A 14,598-nucleotide genomic window follows, 5' to 3' on the forward strand; every position below is an offset into this window, starting at 1 on the left:
GCCGGTCAGCCCCTCTCGGCGGTGCCGCGGCCCTGCGGGGCGGTCGGTGGTAGCGGGTCGGCGCGGGAGAGCCGCGCCTCGGGGTAGGCCTCGCGGCCGGGCGGCACCGGCGGCGCGGGCACCGGGTCGAGCTGCGGTGCGCGTTCGATCCGGACCGCGCAGACCTTGTACTCGGGGATCTTGGAGCGCGGGTCCAGTGCGTCGATGGTCAGTACGTTGGCGGCCACCGGGTGGGGCCAGTGGTACGGAACGAAGACGTGGTCGGCGCGGATCGCCTCGGTCACCAGGGCCGGCAGCACCGACGAGCCGCGCCGGGTCACCACCCGCACCGGCTCGCCGTTGGCGAAGCCGTGCGAGGGGTGGATCTCAACCCACGGCCGGGGCGTCTGCTCGACCAGCGCGCCCAGGCGCCGGGTCTGGTTGCCGGACAGGAAGTGCGCGACGGTCCGGCCGGTGGTCAGCGTCATCGGGTACTCGTCGTCGTACGGATCGGCCGGCGGGTGCCACTCGACCACCTGGAGGTGCACCTTGCCGTCCGGGTGGTACGTCCGCCCGCCCTCGAACAGCCTGGGCGTGCCGGGGTGGTCGGTGCTCGGGCAGGGCCAGGCGATACCGCCGGTCTCCTCCAGCCGCTCGTAGGTGATGCCGTAGTAGTCGATCACCGTGCCGGCCGAGGCCCGGCGCAGCTCGTCGAAGACCTCCCGGGAGCCGGCGAAGTCGAACTTGTCGCCGGCGCCCAGCCGGCGGGCCAGCTCGCACATCACCCAGGTGTCGGTGCGCACCCCGCTCGGCGGCTCCTGGGCCTTGTTGTGCTTGACCACCCGGGCCTCGGCGTTGGCCATCACGCCCTCGTCCTCGGCCCAGGTGGTCACCGGGAACACCACATGGGCGTTCTGCGACGTCTCGGAGAGGAAGAAGTCGAACTGGGCGTGGAACTCCAGCTTGTCGTAGCCGTCCTTCACCACCGCGTAGTTGGGCAGTGAGACGAAGGGGTTGTTGCAGATGCCGATCAGCCCGCGGATCTCGGCGCGCTGCATCTGCCAGACCATCTCCATCATCGAGGTGCCGGCCTGCGGGAGGTCGGCCTCCTCGATGCCCCAGATCCCGGCGATCTGGCGCCGGTGCGCCGGATCGTTGATCGACCGCCCGCCGGGCAGCAGGTCGGCCTTCTGGCCGTGCTCCCGCCCGCCCTGCCCGTTGCCCTGGCCGGTGATGGTGCCGTAGCCGGCGCCCGGGCGCCCGAGGTTGCCGGTCGCGGCGCAGAGGTTGATGACGCTCAGGCAGTTCTCCACGCCCTGGGTGTGGTGCTCGATGCCGCGCGCGTGCCAGGCCATGGCCCGCTCGGCGCCGCCGAACATCCTCGCCACCCGGACGATCTGCTCCTCGGGCACCCCGCAGATCGCGGCGGCCCGGTGCGGCGGGTACTCCTCGACCTTGGCCCGCAGCTCCGGCCAGCCGGTGGTGTGCTCCGCGAGGAAGGCCTCGTCGGTCAGGCCCTCGCGGACGACGACGTGCAGCAGCGCGTTGAAGAACGCCGAGTCCGTACCGGACTTCAGGGCGACGTGGACGTCGGCGGTGCGCGCCACCGCCGTCTCCCGCGGGTCGACCACGATCAGCGCGGCCCCGCGGTCCCGGGCGCCCCAGACGTACTGGGTCATCACCGGAAAGCACTCGCCGACGTTGGAGCCGGCGATCAGCAGACAGTCGGTCTGCAGGATGTCGGAGAACGGGTTGGCGGCCCGGTCGATGCCGAAGGCCAGTTTGTTCGCCCCGGCGGCGCTCACCATGCACAGCCGCCCGTTGTAGTCCACGTGCCGGGTCTTCAGCGCGACCCGGGCGAACTTGCCCACCAGGTACGTCTTCTCCGAGAACAGGCTGGCGCCGCCGAGCAGCCCGAAGGCGTCCGCGCCGTGCTCGCCCTGGATCCGCCGGATCTCCCCGACCGTGTAGGCGAGCGCCTCCTCCCAGGTCGCCTGCCGCAACGGCTCGTCCCGGGAGCGGCGCAGCAGCGGAGCGGTCAGCCGGTCCGGATGGTTGACCTGCTGGTAGGCGTTGATGCCCTTGGGGCACAGGCGCATCCGGTTGATGTCGTGGTTGCGCGGCTCCACGCCGAAGACCTTGCCCGCCCTGTTCACCCGCAGGTACATCCCGCACTGCACGCCGCAGAAGCAGCAGTGTGTGGGGACGAGGGTCTCGCCGTTCTGGTCGGCCCGCCAGCGGGCGGCCGGCAGGCCGCCGGCGTCGCGGAAGTCGCCGGTGCCGCGCGGCGTGACGGCCGGATCGAGCGGGACGAAGCCGTCCGTCATCGAAACCCCCGCTTCACCTGGGAGAGGTAGGCGCCGCCGCGCAGCACCCGCTTGCAGCGCGGGCAGTACTCGGTCCACCGGTCGAAGCCCAGCCGGAGGTCCTGCATGGTGGCGCGCAGGTTGTCGACGTAGGGCGCGGTGTCGATCGGCTCACCGCACTTGCGGCAGGCGAGCAGCTGCTCCCCGGCCGCCCGCCGGGCGGTGTACTTGAACAGCTGCATGCCGACGGCGGCCGGGCGCTGGACGATGTGGAAGAACTTGCCGAACGGCAGGTAGACCAGGGTCAGCACCACCGAGGCCATGTGCAGGATCGACAGGAACTGGTAGCCCCCGCCGTCGAGGGCGATCTCGGAGAAGGTCAGCAGCAGCCCGGTGACCGAGACGGTGAGCAGGGCGATCAGCGGGACGAAGTCGTAGCCGAAGCGCTGCCCGGTGATCGCCTCGCGGTCCCGGAACCGCCGCCACAGGAAGTAGCCGGCGCCCGTGACGACCAGCACCGCGGCCAGGTCCAGCCCGTGGTACATCGCCCACCCGAGGAAGCTCGCCGAGTCGAAGCCCAGCACCTTGAAACCCCAGAGCCGCATCTCGTAGCCGGGGCCGGCCGCGCTGGAGGCGGTGAAGGTGAACCAGCCCCAGGTCAGCGGGAAGGTGATCGCGGCGGCCAGCAGGCAGCCCCAGAACATCAGCTGATGGGCGGCCCAGCGGGCGTGCGAGCGGGCGCCGAGGAACTTCTGCAGGCCCAGGTAGGTGGCGATCATCCGGGGCAGCGCGGTCGGGGCGGTGCGCAGGTTGTCCCGGGAGAGCGCCGCCCGCAGGCCCTGGCGCAGCAGTCGCCGGGCGGCCGGCGCGCAGACCCAGACCGTGTACCGGTAGGCGACGCCGAAGGCCAGGAACACCGTGGCCACCGCGTACGGGACGAGCGCGGAGTCGAAGTCCCGCAGCCCCCGGCTGCCCAGCACGATGGCCACGATGAGGAGCAGGCTCACCCCGGTGGCCACCAGCGAAGCGCGGACGCCCACCGACCGGCCGGGCGGCGGCGGATCGGGCGGCCGCTCCTGCGCGGGGGCGTCCGCGGGTTCGGTCACTGCCACCGGGGCACCTCCAGGCAGACGCGGGTACGGCTGCTCCGGACGCTACTGACGACCCGTCCGCCACGCCTGCCGGGCGGGTCCTTCGGGTGAACGGTGCCGGGTCAGCCCGGCTGGGGGTGGTGGCAGGCGGCCGCGTGGTCGGCGCCGGGGGCGGCCTCGGTGAGCGGCGGTGCCTGCCGCTCGCAGAGGGTGCGCCGCTCGTCGGTGAGCGCGGCGTAGACCGGGCAGCGGCCGCGGAAGGGGCAGCCGCTCCGGCGTTCGGTGGGCACCGGCGGGTCGCCGGCCAGCAGGACCCTGGTGCGGGCGCGTTCGGCGACCGGGTCGGGCAGGGGGACGGCCGAGAGCAGGGCCCGGGTGTAGGGGTGGCGGGGGCGCTCGAAGACGGCCGAGACCTCGCCCTGTTCGACCGTCCGGCCGAGGTACATCACGCTCACCCGGTCCGCCAGGTGTCGGATCACCGAGAGGTCGTGCGAGACGAAGAGGTAGGCCGGCCCGAGCTCGGCCTTCAGCCGCTGCAGCAGGTTGAGCACGCCGGCCTGGACCGAGACGTCCAGCGCGGAGACGGGCTCGTCCAGCACCAGCAGCCGGGGCCGCACGGCGAGCGCGCGGGCGATCGAGATCCGCTGGCGCTGCCCGCCGGAGAACTGGTGCGGGTAGCGGACGGCGTGGGCCGGGTCGAGGCCCACCTGCCGCAGCAGCTCGGGGATCCGGCGGGCGATCAGCTCGCGCGGGGCCCGCTGGGCGCGCAGCGGTTCGGCGATCGCGTCGCCGACCGGGAGCCGGGGGTCGAGGCCGGCGGTCGGGTCCTGGAAGACGATCTGCAGCTCGGCGCGGAGCCGGTGCGCGGCGGCCCGGGAGAGGCCGGCGGTGTCCTGGCCGAGCAGCTCGATCCGGCCGGACTGCGGCTTCGCCAGCCTCATCAGCTCGAACAGGGTGGTCGACTTGCCCGAGCCGGACTCGCCGACCAGTCCGAGCGTCTCACCCTGGCGGATGTCCAGCTCGACGCCGTCGACCGCGTACACCTCCCCGGCCCTGCGCCGGATCACGCTGCCCTTGAGCACCGGGAAGGTCCGGGTCAGCCCGGTGACCCGCAGGACGGATTCGCGCTGCGACCGGGGCGGGGCCGGCGGGGCGGGCGGTACCGCCGGGACGGGGTAGACGTCGGCGGGTGCGGCCCGGCGTTCGGCGAGTTCGTCCGCCCGGACGCAGGCCGCGCGATGGCCGCCGGCGCCGGTCAGCGCGGGCTCCGCCGCCACGCAGCGCTCGTCGGCGAGCGGGCAGCGCGGGGCGAACGGGCAGCCGGAGGGCAGGGCGTCCATCGGGGGCGGCGTGCCGGGGATCGGGACCAGCGGTCCGCCCCGGGTGTCGAGGCGGGGCACGGCGCCGATCAGGCCGAGGGTGTAGGGGTGGCGCGGCCGGGCGAAGAGTTCGTCGACGCCCGCCGTCTCCACCACCCGGCCCGCGTACATCACGGCGACCCGGTCGGCCATCTGGGCGATCACCCCGAGGTCGTGGCTGACCAGGACGAGCGCGGCGCCCGTCTCCCGCTTGGCGGTCCGCAGGACGTCCAGCACCTGGGCCTGGATGGTGACGTCCAGCGCGGTGGTGGGCTCGTCGGCGAGCAGGACGTCCGGTTTGTTCGCGACGGCCATCGCGATCATCGCGCGCTGGCGCATGCCGCCGGAGAACTCGTGCGGGAAGCTGTCCAGCGCACGGTCGGGGCCGGGGATGCCCACCAGGTCGAGCAGCTCGACGGCGCGCCGGCGGGCGGCGGCCCGGGTCAGCGGCTGGTGGATCCGCAGGGCCTCGGCGATCTGGTCGCCGATCCGGTGGACCGGGGTGAAGGCGGACAGCGGATCCTGGAAGACCATGGCGATCCGGCGGCCCCGGACGGCGGCGAGTTCACGGCCGGGCAGGCCGATCAGCTCCCGGCCGTCCAGCCGCACCGACCCCTCGACCTGCGCCGTCCCCGGCAGCAGGCCCAGCACGGCGAGGGCGCTGACCGACTTGCCGGAGCCGGACTCGCCGACGATGCCGAGCGTCTCCCCGCGCCGGACGGTCAGGTCGACCCCGCGTACGGCGGGCACCGGCGGGCGGCCGCGCGGGCCGGTGAAGGCGACCCGCAGGTCGCGGACGGTCAGGACGTCGGTGTCGACGGTGTCGACGGTGGTGGTCACGTGCTGCTCCGAACGCTACGGGGCCTGCGGCGGGCCGGGCGGGCGGCCTCGGACGTCGGGTCGAGGGCGTCCCGCAGCCCGTCCCCGACCAGGTTGACGGCGAGCACGAAGAGCACCAGCAGTCCGGCCGCGAAGTAGAACAGCCAGGGGAACACCGGGGCCTCGGAGGTCCCGGCGGCGAGCAGGGTGCCGAGCGAGACGTCCGGCGCCCTGACGCCGAAGCCGAAGTAGGAGAGCGCCGTCTCGCTCATCACCGCGCCGCCGACCGCGATGGTGGCGTCGATGATCAGGAAGGAGGCCACGTTGGGCAGGATGTGCCGCAGGATGACCCGGGCCGGCCGTACCCCCATGAACTGCGCGGCCAGCACGAACTCGCGGGCCTTGAGCGAGATGGTCATCGAGCGGACGACCCGGGCGGTGATCATCCAGTTGAACAGGGCGAGCAGCGCGACGAAGGCGATCCAGCCCGTGCCCTTCAGCCGGGGCGAGACGATGGTGATCACCAGGAAGCTGGGCAGCACCAGCATCAGATCGACCAGGAACATCAGCAGCCGGTCCGTCCAGCCGCCGAAGTACCCCGCACAGGCGCCCACCAGGGAGGCCAGCGCGGTGGAGAACAGGGCCACCAGCAGACCGATCACCAGGGACTTCTGCAGACCCCGGAGGGTCTGCGCGAAGACGTCCTGACCGATCCCGTTGGTGCCGAACCAGTGCTCGGCGGAGGGCGGCCTGCGCAGCGCGGTGTAGTCCGGGGTGGCGTAGTCCCAGGGGATCAGGTGCGGGGTGACGAAGGCCAGCAGGAACAGCAGCAGCACGGTCACCGCGCCGGCCACCGCCCAGCGGGCGGCCAGCAGCCGGCCGAGCACCAGCCGTCCGCGGCCCGCCACCGCCGGCTCCCCGTCGTCCGGTACGGCCATGGGCGCGGGCTGTGCGAGGGAGGCGGTCATGGCCTTGCCTGCTTCCGTCATCAGAGCCGGACCCTCGGGTCCAGGGCGGCGTGCAGAGTGTCGGCGAGGAAGCCGGAGGCGAGCACGACGACCGCCGCGAAGAGGTTGACCGCGACCACCGCGTTGACGTCCTGCTCGTTGATCGACTGGATGAACCACTCACCCATGCCGTGCCAGCCGAAGATGGTCTCGGTGAAGGCGGCACCGGTGAAGATGCCGAGGAAGCTGTACGCGAACATCGTCGACATCGGGATGACGGCGGTCCGCAGGCCGTGCCGGAGCAGGGCCTGGCCGCGGGTCAGGCCCTTCGCCTCGGCCGTGCGCAGGTAGTCGGAGCCGAGCACGTCCAGCATGGTGCCGCGCTGGTAGCGGCTGTAGGTGGCCAGGCCGCCGAGGGCCAGCGAGAGCGTGGGCAGCAGCAGGTGCAGGGCCCAGTCGCCGAGGTGTGCGCCCACTCCGCCGGTGAGCCCCGGGGTCTCGTAGCCGGTGAACGGGATCACCTCGTGGCCGGCGAGGTCCTTTGCGGCGATCGCGCCGTTCTTGAGGAACAGCGCCACCAGGAACACCGGCGTCGAGAGCAGGACGAAGGAGATCACCGTCAGCACCCGGTCGGAGATCCGGTACTGCCGCACCGCGCTCCAGGCGCCGCCCGCCACGCCCAGCAGCATGCCGAGCAGGCTGCCGATCAGCAGCAGCCGCAGGGAGACCCCGATCCGGCGGCCGAAGTCGTCGTTCACCGGGGTGTCGTGGATGGTGCGGCCCAGATCGCCGTGCAGCAGGACGCCGCCCGCCCAGTGGGCGAAGCGGGACACCACGGGGGTGCGGTCGTTGATGTTCAGCGCGGTGAGCTGGCGTTCGACCGAGGCCGCGGCGGGGCGCGGCACCTTGGCCTCGAAGTACGAACGGGGCTGCAGCGCGGTGGCGGAGAGGGCGTAGGAGAGGAAGACCGCGACGGTCAGCAGCACCGCGTAGTAGCCCAGGCGCTTCACCAGGTAGCGGAGCATCTCAGCCGCCGCCGGGGGTGGTCGGCTTGTTCGTGCACCTGGTGGACATGGTGATTGGCCTTCGCTCGGAGGGTGTTCGGAGCAGGTTCGCGCAGCAGTTCTACGGCACGGCCGGTGGGCCGCGCCAGGGGTGCCGCACGATCCGCTTCACCCTCGTGGGGGAAGCGGCAGGTCAGAGTGTTGCACCGGTCCACGGCCGGGGTGTTGCGGCGGTGTTGCGGCCTGTTTCGTTTCGATCAGATCTGAACATCACCCTCTGGCAGGAGAACTGATCGGCTGTTACCTTCGCCTGGCCGGCACCGACTTGGCTGCCCACGCTCAAGTGCCGCCACACCTGGTGGCGCCGAACTCGTCGAAACTCCCGGGGAGACCCCTCATGGACGCAACCGCCACTGCCCGCCGGATCACCAGGACGGCCACCCTCGCCGTCGCCGTGGCCCTGGCACTCGCCGCGTGCGGCTCGGGCGGTGGCGGGGCCGGTGACGGCGTGGCCAGGAGCGCCCCGCCGAGGCAGGACGCCAACGACATCAACGCCAAGCCGCTCGACCAGGTCAAGGACGGTGGCGAGGTCCGTTATCCGCTGTACCAGTGGATCACCCAGTGGAACCCGTTCCAGGTGGACGGCCGGTACGGGGACGCCGTCGAGATCATGCGCGCCCTGGAGCCGGACCTCTTCAAGGTGGACGCCTCCGGAACCTTCCAGCCGGTGGCCGACTACCTGGTCGACGCGAAGGTCACCTCCACCTCGCCGCAGGTGGTCACCTACCGGCTCAATCCCCGGGCGAAGTGGTCCGACGGAAAGCCGCTGAGCTACCTCGACTTCAAGGCCGACTGGCAGGCCACCAACGGGAAGGATCCGGCGTACAACATCGCCGACTCCTCCGGCTACGAGCTGATCTCCGGCATCGAGCAGGGCGCCGACCCGAGTGAGGTCAAGGTGACCTTCTCCGAGCCCTACGCGGACTGGCAGAGCCTGTTCCGGCCGCTGATCCCCGCGGCCGGGATCGCCACCCCCGACGACTTCAACAAGGGCTGGGTGGAGAAGATCCCGGTCACCGGCGGGCCGTTCCGCCTCGGCGGCGCCGACAAGACGGCGCAGACCCTGACCCTCGTCCCGGACCCGAACTGGTGGGGCACGAAGCCGAAGCTGGACAAGGTCACCTACCGGGTGATGTCCCAGGCGGCCACCACCCAGGCGTTCCTCAACAACGAGATCGACCTCGCCACGGCGGGCACCGCCACCGCGTACGGGCAACTCAAGGACGCCAAGGACGCCGTGATCAGGGCCGCCAGCCCGTGGGACGAGGTGCACCTGTCGTTCGGCAGCGGGGGTGCGGTCGCGGACCAGAAGGTGCGCCAGGCGCTCGGCCGCGCACTGGACCGGCAGTCACTGATCAAGATCGCGAACAACGGCGTGCCGGTCGAGTTCAAGCTGCTCGGCAACCACATCTTCATGCCCAACCAGGCCGGTTACCAGGACAACTCCGGGGACTGGGGGAAGTTCGACCTCGCCGCGGCCGGGAAGCTGCTGGACGAGGCCGGCTGGCAGGCGGCCGGCGCCGGGCAGCCCCGCACCAAGGACGGCCGGCCGCTGGAGCTGCACTGGATCTTCAACGACGGCGCGGCGCAGGCCCAGGTCGACCTGGCCACCGCCGCACAGAGCATGTGGCTGGCGGCCGGGATCAAGGTGGACGTCGACAAGGTGCCGAGCAACGACTTCTTCGCCAAGTACGTCAACCAGGGCAAGTTCGACATCGCCAGCTGGCGCAACACCGACTCCTTCCCGCTCTCCACCAGCCTCTCGAACTTCCGGCTGCCGCAGGGCGACAACGTGTTCGGCAACTACTCCAAGATCGGCAGCCCCGAGGTCGACGCGCTGCTGAAGCAGGCGGCCGGCTCCGTCGACCCGGCGCAGGCCGCGAAGCTGTACAACGAGGCCGACGCCAAGATCTGGGAGCTCGGCCACACGGTCGAGCTGTACCAGCGGCCGGCCGTGCTGGCCGTCCGCAAGGGACTGGCCAACGACGGGGCGTTCGGGCTGGCCAGCGGGGATCTCGCCAAGACCGGCTGGGAGAAGTAGCCGACCTCTCCCGCGGTGCCCCCTGCGGAGTGCGGGGGGCGGGTGGCCGGCCGTGGCGGCGGGCGCTGACGAGCAGCGCGGTGATCACGAGGCCGGCGGTGCGGGCGCGGTGGTGCGGCATCCGCCGCCCCCCGAGTCCCACCACCGGCCTTGACCTTCCGCGTTGCCCGCAGGGCGCCCCCGTGGTCGTTCCACCTGATTCCGGCCGGTGACGAATCTAGCCGCGCCGCCGGTACGGACCCGACGAGCGGCACGGGGCGCGCCGGAACCGGCCGAGCTGTCACCCGGATCGCGCACCGCTCCGTCAACTATGGCTGACGGTACGGCAAAACGGGTGAAACCGGCATTTTCGGCGTGCCGCAGGCAGGTGGGCGATCGGGCCGGGAGCTGTCAGGATCACCGGGACAGCACCCTCTCGGAAGCAGGAACATGACCGGCGGACCGGCCCCCCGACCAGCGGCACCCCGTACCCCCACCGACCCGGACTCCCGGCCGGTACGCCGGATGACCCCGCGCAGCAAGGACGAACCGCACCGGGCCTCGACGCCGCTGGAACTCTTCTTCGACCTCTGCTTCGTGGTCGCCGTCGCCCAGGCCGGACGGCAGCTCGGCCACTACCTGGCCGAGGGGCACTACGCGGTCGCCCTCACCGGCTATGTGTTCGCCTTCTTCGCAAGCTGGTGGGCGTGGACCAACAGAGCATCAGGTTACCCCGTACGTCCTGTGACCTGCCAGGTTCGGGCGAGACCGGGCCCGCAGCGGACCGCCCCGACCACCCTTGGGAACGTCACTGGATGACCGGGGCGGTACGCGGGTCAGGCGATCAGCGCCTCTACCCGGGCCCTCATGCGGTCATCGGCGATGCTGCCGACCGGCCGCCACGTGTAGCCGCTGACCTCATCCTCTTGGAGTGTCACCAACTTGCCGCCCGTCGTACGGAAGACGAACCGGAAGTCGATGTGCAGGTGATCCGGCTCGCCCTTGGCGGGGTTCTCCGGGATCGGGTGTACGTCGATGTGGACCGGGCCCTCTCCGGCCAGCGTGACGGCCTCCGGCGGGATGCCGGTCTCCTCGGTCAGCTCCCGCAACGCGGCGGCGCGCAGCGTGGCATCCTCGGCCTCCAAGTGCCCGCCGGGCGTCAGCCACTTGTCGAGCGCCACGTGATGGATGAACAGCGCCTGCCCGTGCTCGTTGACCAGCACGGCCCCGGCCGTGGCGTGGCCGTGGAATTCCTTGCGACTGGTCAGCTCGGCGCCGGAGTCGAGCAGCGCCAGCGGCAAGCCAAGGTCGGCCTTGTCCCGCGGGTACTCGTCGATGTACGCCGCCAGCGTGGCGCGGATGTGGTCGGCTGTGATGGGCATGGGATCACCTGTTGTAGTAGTTGAGCCAGGTTGCCGCGATGGCGGCCCGGTCCTCCGCCGGTACCTCGTGCATGCCCGGGTCGAGATCACCCCGGGCGAGCACTCGAACGCCGGCCAGAATCTCGGCTTGAACGAGGAAGATGAACGGCCCAACGCTAGCGCCGTGAAGGAAGTTGACGGCGTTTCCGTTGTTCATCAGATAGAAGTAGTGGCCCGTGGTGCTGTACCGGGTCACGCTGTCGCCGGAGTGCGCTCGGGCGTATCCGTCCGGCAGCCCGTCCAGCTCCAATTCGTCTTCGCTGCTGGTGACGGTGGCGACGTAGGCCCCGTTCCGAAGCTGCGGGAAGTCCTCACCCCGCAGGGCAAGCGCTCCCGTGGCGCACAGCACCAGCCCAGCCCGCCGGATGGCCCGGTCACGGTCCTGCGCGACGGCGAAGCCCTGCGAGAGGGCCTGTGCCCGCCTCACGGGGTCGATGTCGTACACGGTGACCTGAACGCCCTTGGCGTGCAGCAAGCGGGCGATGGAACTGCCCAGCTTCCCGAAGCCGATCACCAGCGCCGGACGGCCGGGCAGGATGTCCCCGCGCCCGCGCATCAGGGCCTCGGCGCTGAACACGACGGACTGGCCGACCAGGAAGTCTTCGGGGTCCTTGAGCGGGCTCCGCGCCACCGAAACGACGGGGCACGACAGCTTTGCGTACTCGGCGTACCGCTGGTGGCCGTTCTCGGTGTCCTCCACCACGCCGAGGATGCGGCCGGAGAACCGGTCACAAAGGGCGCTCAGTGACGGCGCGAAGTACCCGCCTACGTCCAACAGCACCACGTCTTCCCCGGCTGCCCGGGTCTCCAGGTAGGTCACGGCCGTGTCCTCGTCGTTGAACAGGTCCCGGGACAGTTCGTCACAAGGGATGGTCTGTTCGATCTCGCGCCGGGCGCTGGTGTCGATGGACTTGGGCTTGGGCAGGACCGCACGCAGTTCCGACAGCGTGGCCACGGCACGAACGAAAGACGGGCGTTCGGGCAGCAGATGAGTGACCAGCAGCGAAGCCGGGCGCTCCGCCGGGGTGAACTGTCGGGCGATCTTGCCGAAGTATGTGTCGAGCCGTGCACGCTCTGAGGTCTCCATGGGACACCCTCCCTTGTCTCGGGATGCCGGACCAGCCGGCCACGCCAGCAAGGCGCGAACACGCCTGCTGTGAAAGCGAGTTACATGGCTACGCCGCAATCGTCCTGCGGGGCCGCCGCTGCCGACCGACGACATGAACGGCTGACTCCTCGGGATGCTTGGCCGTGTAGGAGTCCGGCAGCCGGATGCCGAAGCGACCGCAACAGCAGCGCCACGACCGCATGCCCTCGGTCGGCGGGTCGGCCCACGCCGTTGGCTGCCCGCAGTCACGGCCAGGGCACTGCGGCGGCTGCGCAGGGCTCACGCCAACCTCTTGTCGGGGCAGACCTCGGCGCCGCAAGTGCAGAGGGGCCGGTCCTGCGGGATTCCACGGCTTTGGGCGGCCGTGGAGCCGGACGACTGCGGCACGTAGTCGGCGAGCGGGTCCCCGCTGGGTGGCACCCTGCGTCGCTCGGCCTTGTAGTCCTCAAAGGTCTTGGTCCTGCTGGTGTTGCTCCTCACCGCCACGTCGCTGCTCCCTCGCTCGTGATGCCCCGTCAGCAAGACGGTAGGGAAGCAGGGGGGACGCCCTCTAGGAACTTGCAGCAGCTTGCACGGCAGTTCACCCGAGGGAGTCAACCGCCGAGGTGATCAATGACCGCGCGGTAGCACCGTAGACGGCTTGCTTCGACAATTCGCCAAACGCTTTGAGGTAGTCGGAAATCTCGTCCGGCGCGGTCACGGTAACCGCCGCAGAAAGAAGCTCCACATTCACGCGACGCTCATCGAACATGGTGAACGTCTCAATGGCCCACATGTTGCGCCGCTTGCGGAACGGGATGATGCCCAGAGAAACGGAAGGAAGTGACATCACGGCAAGCAAATGCCCGAGCTGTCCCGCCATGACTTCCGTATCACCGATCTGATAATGCAGGACCGTTTCTTCGATCAGCAATGCAAAGCTATGATCCGGTTCGTAAATGATCTGCGACCTGGCGAGCCGCGAGGCAACCGCTTCGCTCACATCGTTAGGGGTGTTGCGGAACGATGCGATCGAGGACAGCAGCGCGGTTGCGTACCCGGATGTTTGCAGAAATCCAGGGACCACATTCGAGCAGTAGGCTCGGAACCTTTGGGTTGCCTGGTAGAGGGGGACCGACGATTCCTGTAGGCGTCGCAGTCCGGTTCGCTGCACCCGCCGCCACTGGACATACATCGAGTCGGCGTTGCGGTTGGCCGCAATGATGTCTCCGGCCTGCTCATCCGCCCCGCAGGCCGTACACCACGCTTTGATATCGGCGTCAGCCGGCGGCGTCTTACCATTTTCTATCCGGGAAGATTTCGACTCGCTCCAGCCGCACCGGACGGCCAGCTCACGCCCCGTGATACCAGCATCCAACCGTATGTCGCGCAGCCGCGATGCAACGGCTGCGCGTGCGGCTTGGACGCTGGTTGATGGTGATGCGGGCATGAGGCGACTGTCCGGTGTTCGGGCTAGACGTGGTACTGGGCGTGCGGGATAGCCCGCTCCCAGATGGATTCGAATGCATTGCTGTAGAGCTTCACCAACTCCGGTGACTCCGTGATCTCGTCTTCGACGATCGACCCGGAGCCCGAGAAATGGTGGACGCGCAGAAATCCGCCGTCGAACGCCCAGTAGTCATTCGTCGGAATGAGGATATCGGACCCTTGGCGGCGCGGGAGCCAGCGAACTTGTTCCCCTGCCTCTTCATTGGCGCGAGTCGTGTAATGTTCCCATCGGATGTACTCGCTTACCGGCTCCGATACAACGCGCACTCGCCGCACTGAAACGCCACGGGCCACGGCATCCTCAATCAGGGAGTGGAAGGGGAGCCACCAGGAAGAACGGTCTTCCCAGTTGTTCCGGTGGCCTGCCTTCCATGCCTCGAACCGCTCGTTGCTCCCGTAGTCGTCTCGCGCCTCGAAATGAACGGCGGAGCGCGAACAGCGGGCCAGCAGCTCAGCGAAGCTGGGCACGCTCGGCGGCATCGCACGCCTCCCTGATCATCGGCACCATGCGCGCCGGAATTCGGACTACCGCCTCGTAGTCCGGAATCGACCCGGTCTGCAAGCATTCGGCCTCGGTCTTGTCGTCAGCCTTCCAACCCTGCAAGACAAGGTCCGCATTCTCCTTGTCCACCCACACACTCGGACAGTGGTCCGTGTCCGTGTCCGGGTCCATCCCGAAGAACTCTAGTGCCATGTCAGCCTCCCCGACTCCGGTTTGCCTGTGCTTGCACGACCATCGCGCCTGATGCTCCGTAGCGTCAAGTGGCCCAGAAGATCATGCAAGTTGAGAAGTCGCATGACCACAACGCAGCAAGCCCCCGAGTGCCCAGGGAGGAGGCAGACGGGGGCGCAACAGTGCGGCGTGTTCCGGACCTGACAGTCACGCCCCAATCATTGTCAGAGCGATGGCCATTCGCGCACTCGACCTGCTCACCGTCTGGCTGCTGCACTCCCGGCACACCAAGTCCGGCGCCGCCCAGGCGGTGCTGCCGATCGC

13 protein-coding genes are annotated in these 14,598 nt (G+C 70.1%); 3 read left to right on the plus strand and 10 right to left on the minus strand.

Features of this window, described 5'->3' with window-relative positions; translation table 11 throughout:
• Positions 1 to 5 precede the first annotated feature (5 nt).
• From OG823_RS22295 to OG823_RS22315, 5 genes are all read right to left on the minus strand, one after another.
• The gene (locus tag OG823_RS22295) at positions 6 to 2,306 is read right to left on the minus strand and encodes a molybdopterin oxidoreductase family protein (RefSeq protein ID WP_371481379.1); all 2,301 of its coding nucleotides are present in this window, start codon (positions 2,304 to 2,306) and stop codon (positions 6 to 8) included.
• Positions 2,303 to 3,391 (minus strand): MFS transporter, encoded by a 1,089-nt coding sequence (locus tag OG823_RS22300; RefSeq protein ID WP_371484606.1) that lies wholly within the window; start codon positions 3,389 to 3,391, stop codon positions 2,303 to 2,305. The genes OG823_RS22295 and OG823_RS22300 overlap by 4 nt, the downstream gene beginning before the upstream one ends.
• A gap of 107 nt (positions 3,392 to 3,498) precedes the next feature.
• Complete coding sequence (locus tag OG823_RS22305; protein WP_371481380.1) at positions 3,499 to 5,574, minus strand: dipeptide ABC transporter ATP-binding protein; 2,076 nt, start codon at positions 5,572 to 5,574, stop codon at positions 3,499 to 3,501.
• Positions 5,571 to 6,542, minus strand: coding sequence for an ABC transporter permease (locus OG823_RS22310; protein WP_371481381.1), 972 nt, complete (start codon positions 6,540 to 6,542; stop codon positions 5,571 to 5,573). Before OG823_RS22310 ends, OG823_RS22305 begins: the two co-directional genes overlap by 4 nt.
• Positions 6,542 to 7,525, minus strand: coding sequence for an ABC transporter permease (locus OG823_RS22315; RefSeq protein WP_371481382.1), 984 nt, complete (start codon positions 7,523 to 7,525; stop codon positions 6,542 to 6,544). Before OG823_RS22315 ends, OG823_RS22310 begins: the two co-directional genes overlap by 1 nt.
• A 26-nt stretch (positions 7,526 to 7,551) precedes the next feature.
• Here OG823_RS22315 and OG823_RS22320 point away from each other — a divergent pair, with 26 nt between their 5' ends.
• The 3 genes from OG823_RS22320 (at position 7,552) to OG823_RS22330 (ending at position 10,403) form a co-directional block, all read left to right on the plus strand.
• Complete coding sequence (locus OG823_RS22320) at positions 7,552 to 7,797, plus strand: hypothetical protein (protein WP_371481383.1); 246 nt, start codon at positions 7,552 to 7,554, stop codon at positions 7,795 to 7,797.
• Between the two features lie 104 nt (positions 7,798 to 7,901).
• Entirely contained in the window at positions 7,902 to 9,605 is a 1,704-nt protein-coding gene (locus OG823_RS22325) for an ABC transporter family substrate-binding protein (protein ID WP_371481384.1), read from the plus strand.
• A 504-nt stretch (positions 9,606 to 10,109) separates the two neighbouring features.
• Entirely contained in the window at positions 10,110 to 10,403 is a 294-nt protein-coding gene (locus tag OG823_RS22330; RefSeq protein ID WP_371481385.1) for a low temperature requirement protein A, read from the plus strand.
• A gap of 17 nt (positions 10,404 to 10,420) precedes the next feature.
• Here OG823_RS22330 and OG823_RS22335 read toward each other — a convergent pair whose 3' ends face one another.
• The 5 genes from OG823_RS22335 to OG823_RS22355 all read right to left on the minus strand — a co-directional run bounded on the left by OG823_RS22335 (position 10,421) and on the right by OG823_RS22355 (position 14,295).
• Positions 10,421 to 10,966 (minus strand): NUDIX hydrolase, encoded by a 546-nt coding sequence (locus tag OG823_RS22335; RefSeq protein ID WP_371481386.1) that lies wholly within the window; start codon positions 10,964 to 10,966, stop codon positions 10,421 to 10,423.
• Positions 10,967 to 10,970: 4 nt separating this feature from the next.
• A complete protein-coding gene (locus OG823_RS22340) occupies positions 10,971 to 12,092 on the minus strand; it encodes an adenosylhomocysteinase (protein ID WP_371481387.1) in 1,122 nt (373 codons plus the stop codon).
• Between the two features lie 601 nt (positions 12,093 to 12,693).
• Positions 12,694 to 13,542, minus strand: a complete 849-nt coding sequence (locus OG823_RS22345) for a helix-turn-helix domain-containing protein (protein WP_371481388.1) — start codon at positions 13,540 to 13,542, stop codon at positions 12,694 to 12,696.
• A 23-nt stretch (positions 13,543 to 13,565) separates the two neighbouring features.
• A complete protein-coding gene (locus OG823_RS22350) occupies positions 13,566 to 14,081 on the minus strand; it encodes a DUF6879 family protein (RefSeq protein WP_371481389.1) in 516 nt (171 codons plus the stop codon).
• Complete coding sequence (locus OG823_RS22355) at positions 14,053 to 14,295, minus strand: hypothetical protein (protein WP_371481390.1); 243 nt, start codon at positions 14,293 to 14,295, stop codon at positions 14,053 to 14,055. The genes OG823_RS22350 and OG823_RS22355 overlap by 29 nt, the downstream gene beginning before the upstream one ends.
• Positions 14,296 to 14,598 lie beyond the last annotated feature (303 nt).

The sequence above is a fragment of the Kitasatospora sp. NBC_00315 genome (genome assembly GCF_041435095.1).
Taxonomy (GTDB): Bacteria; Actinomycetota; Actinomycetes; order Streptomycetales; family Streptomycetaceae; genus Kitasatospora.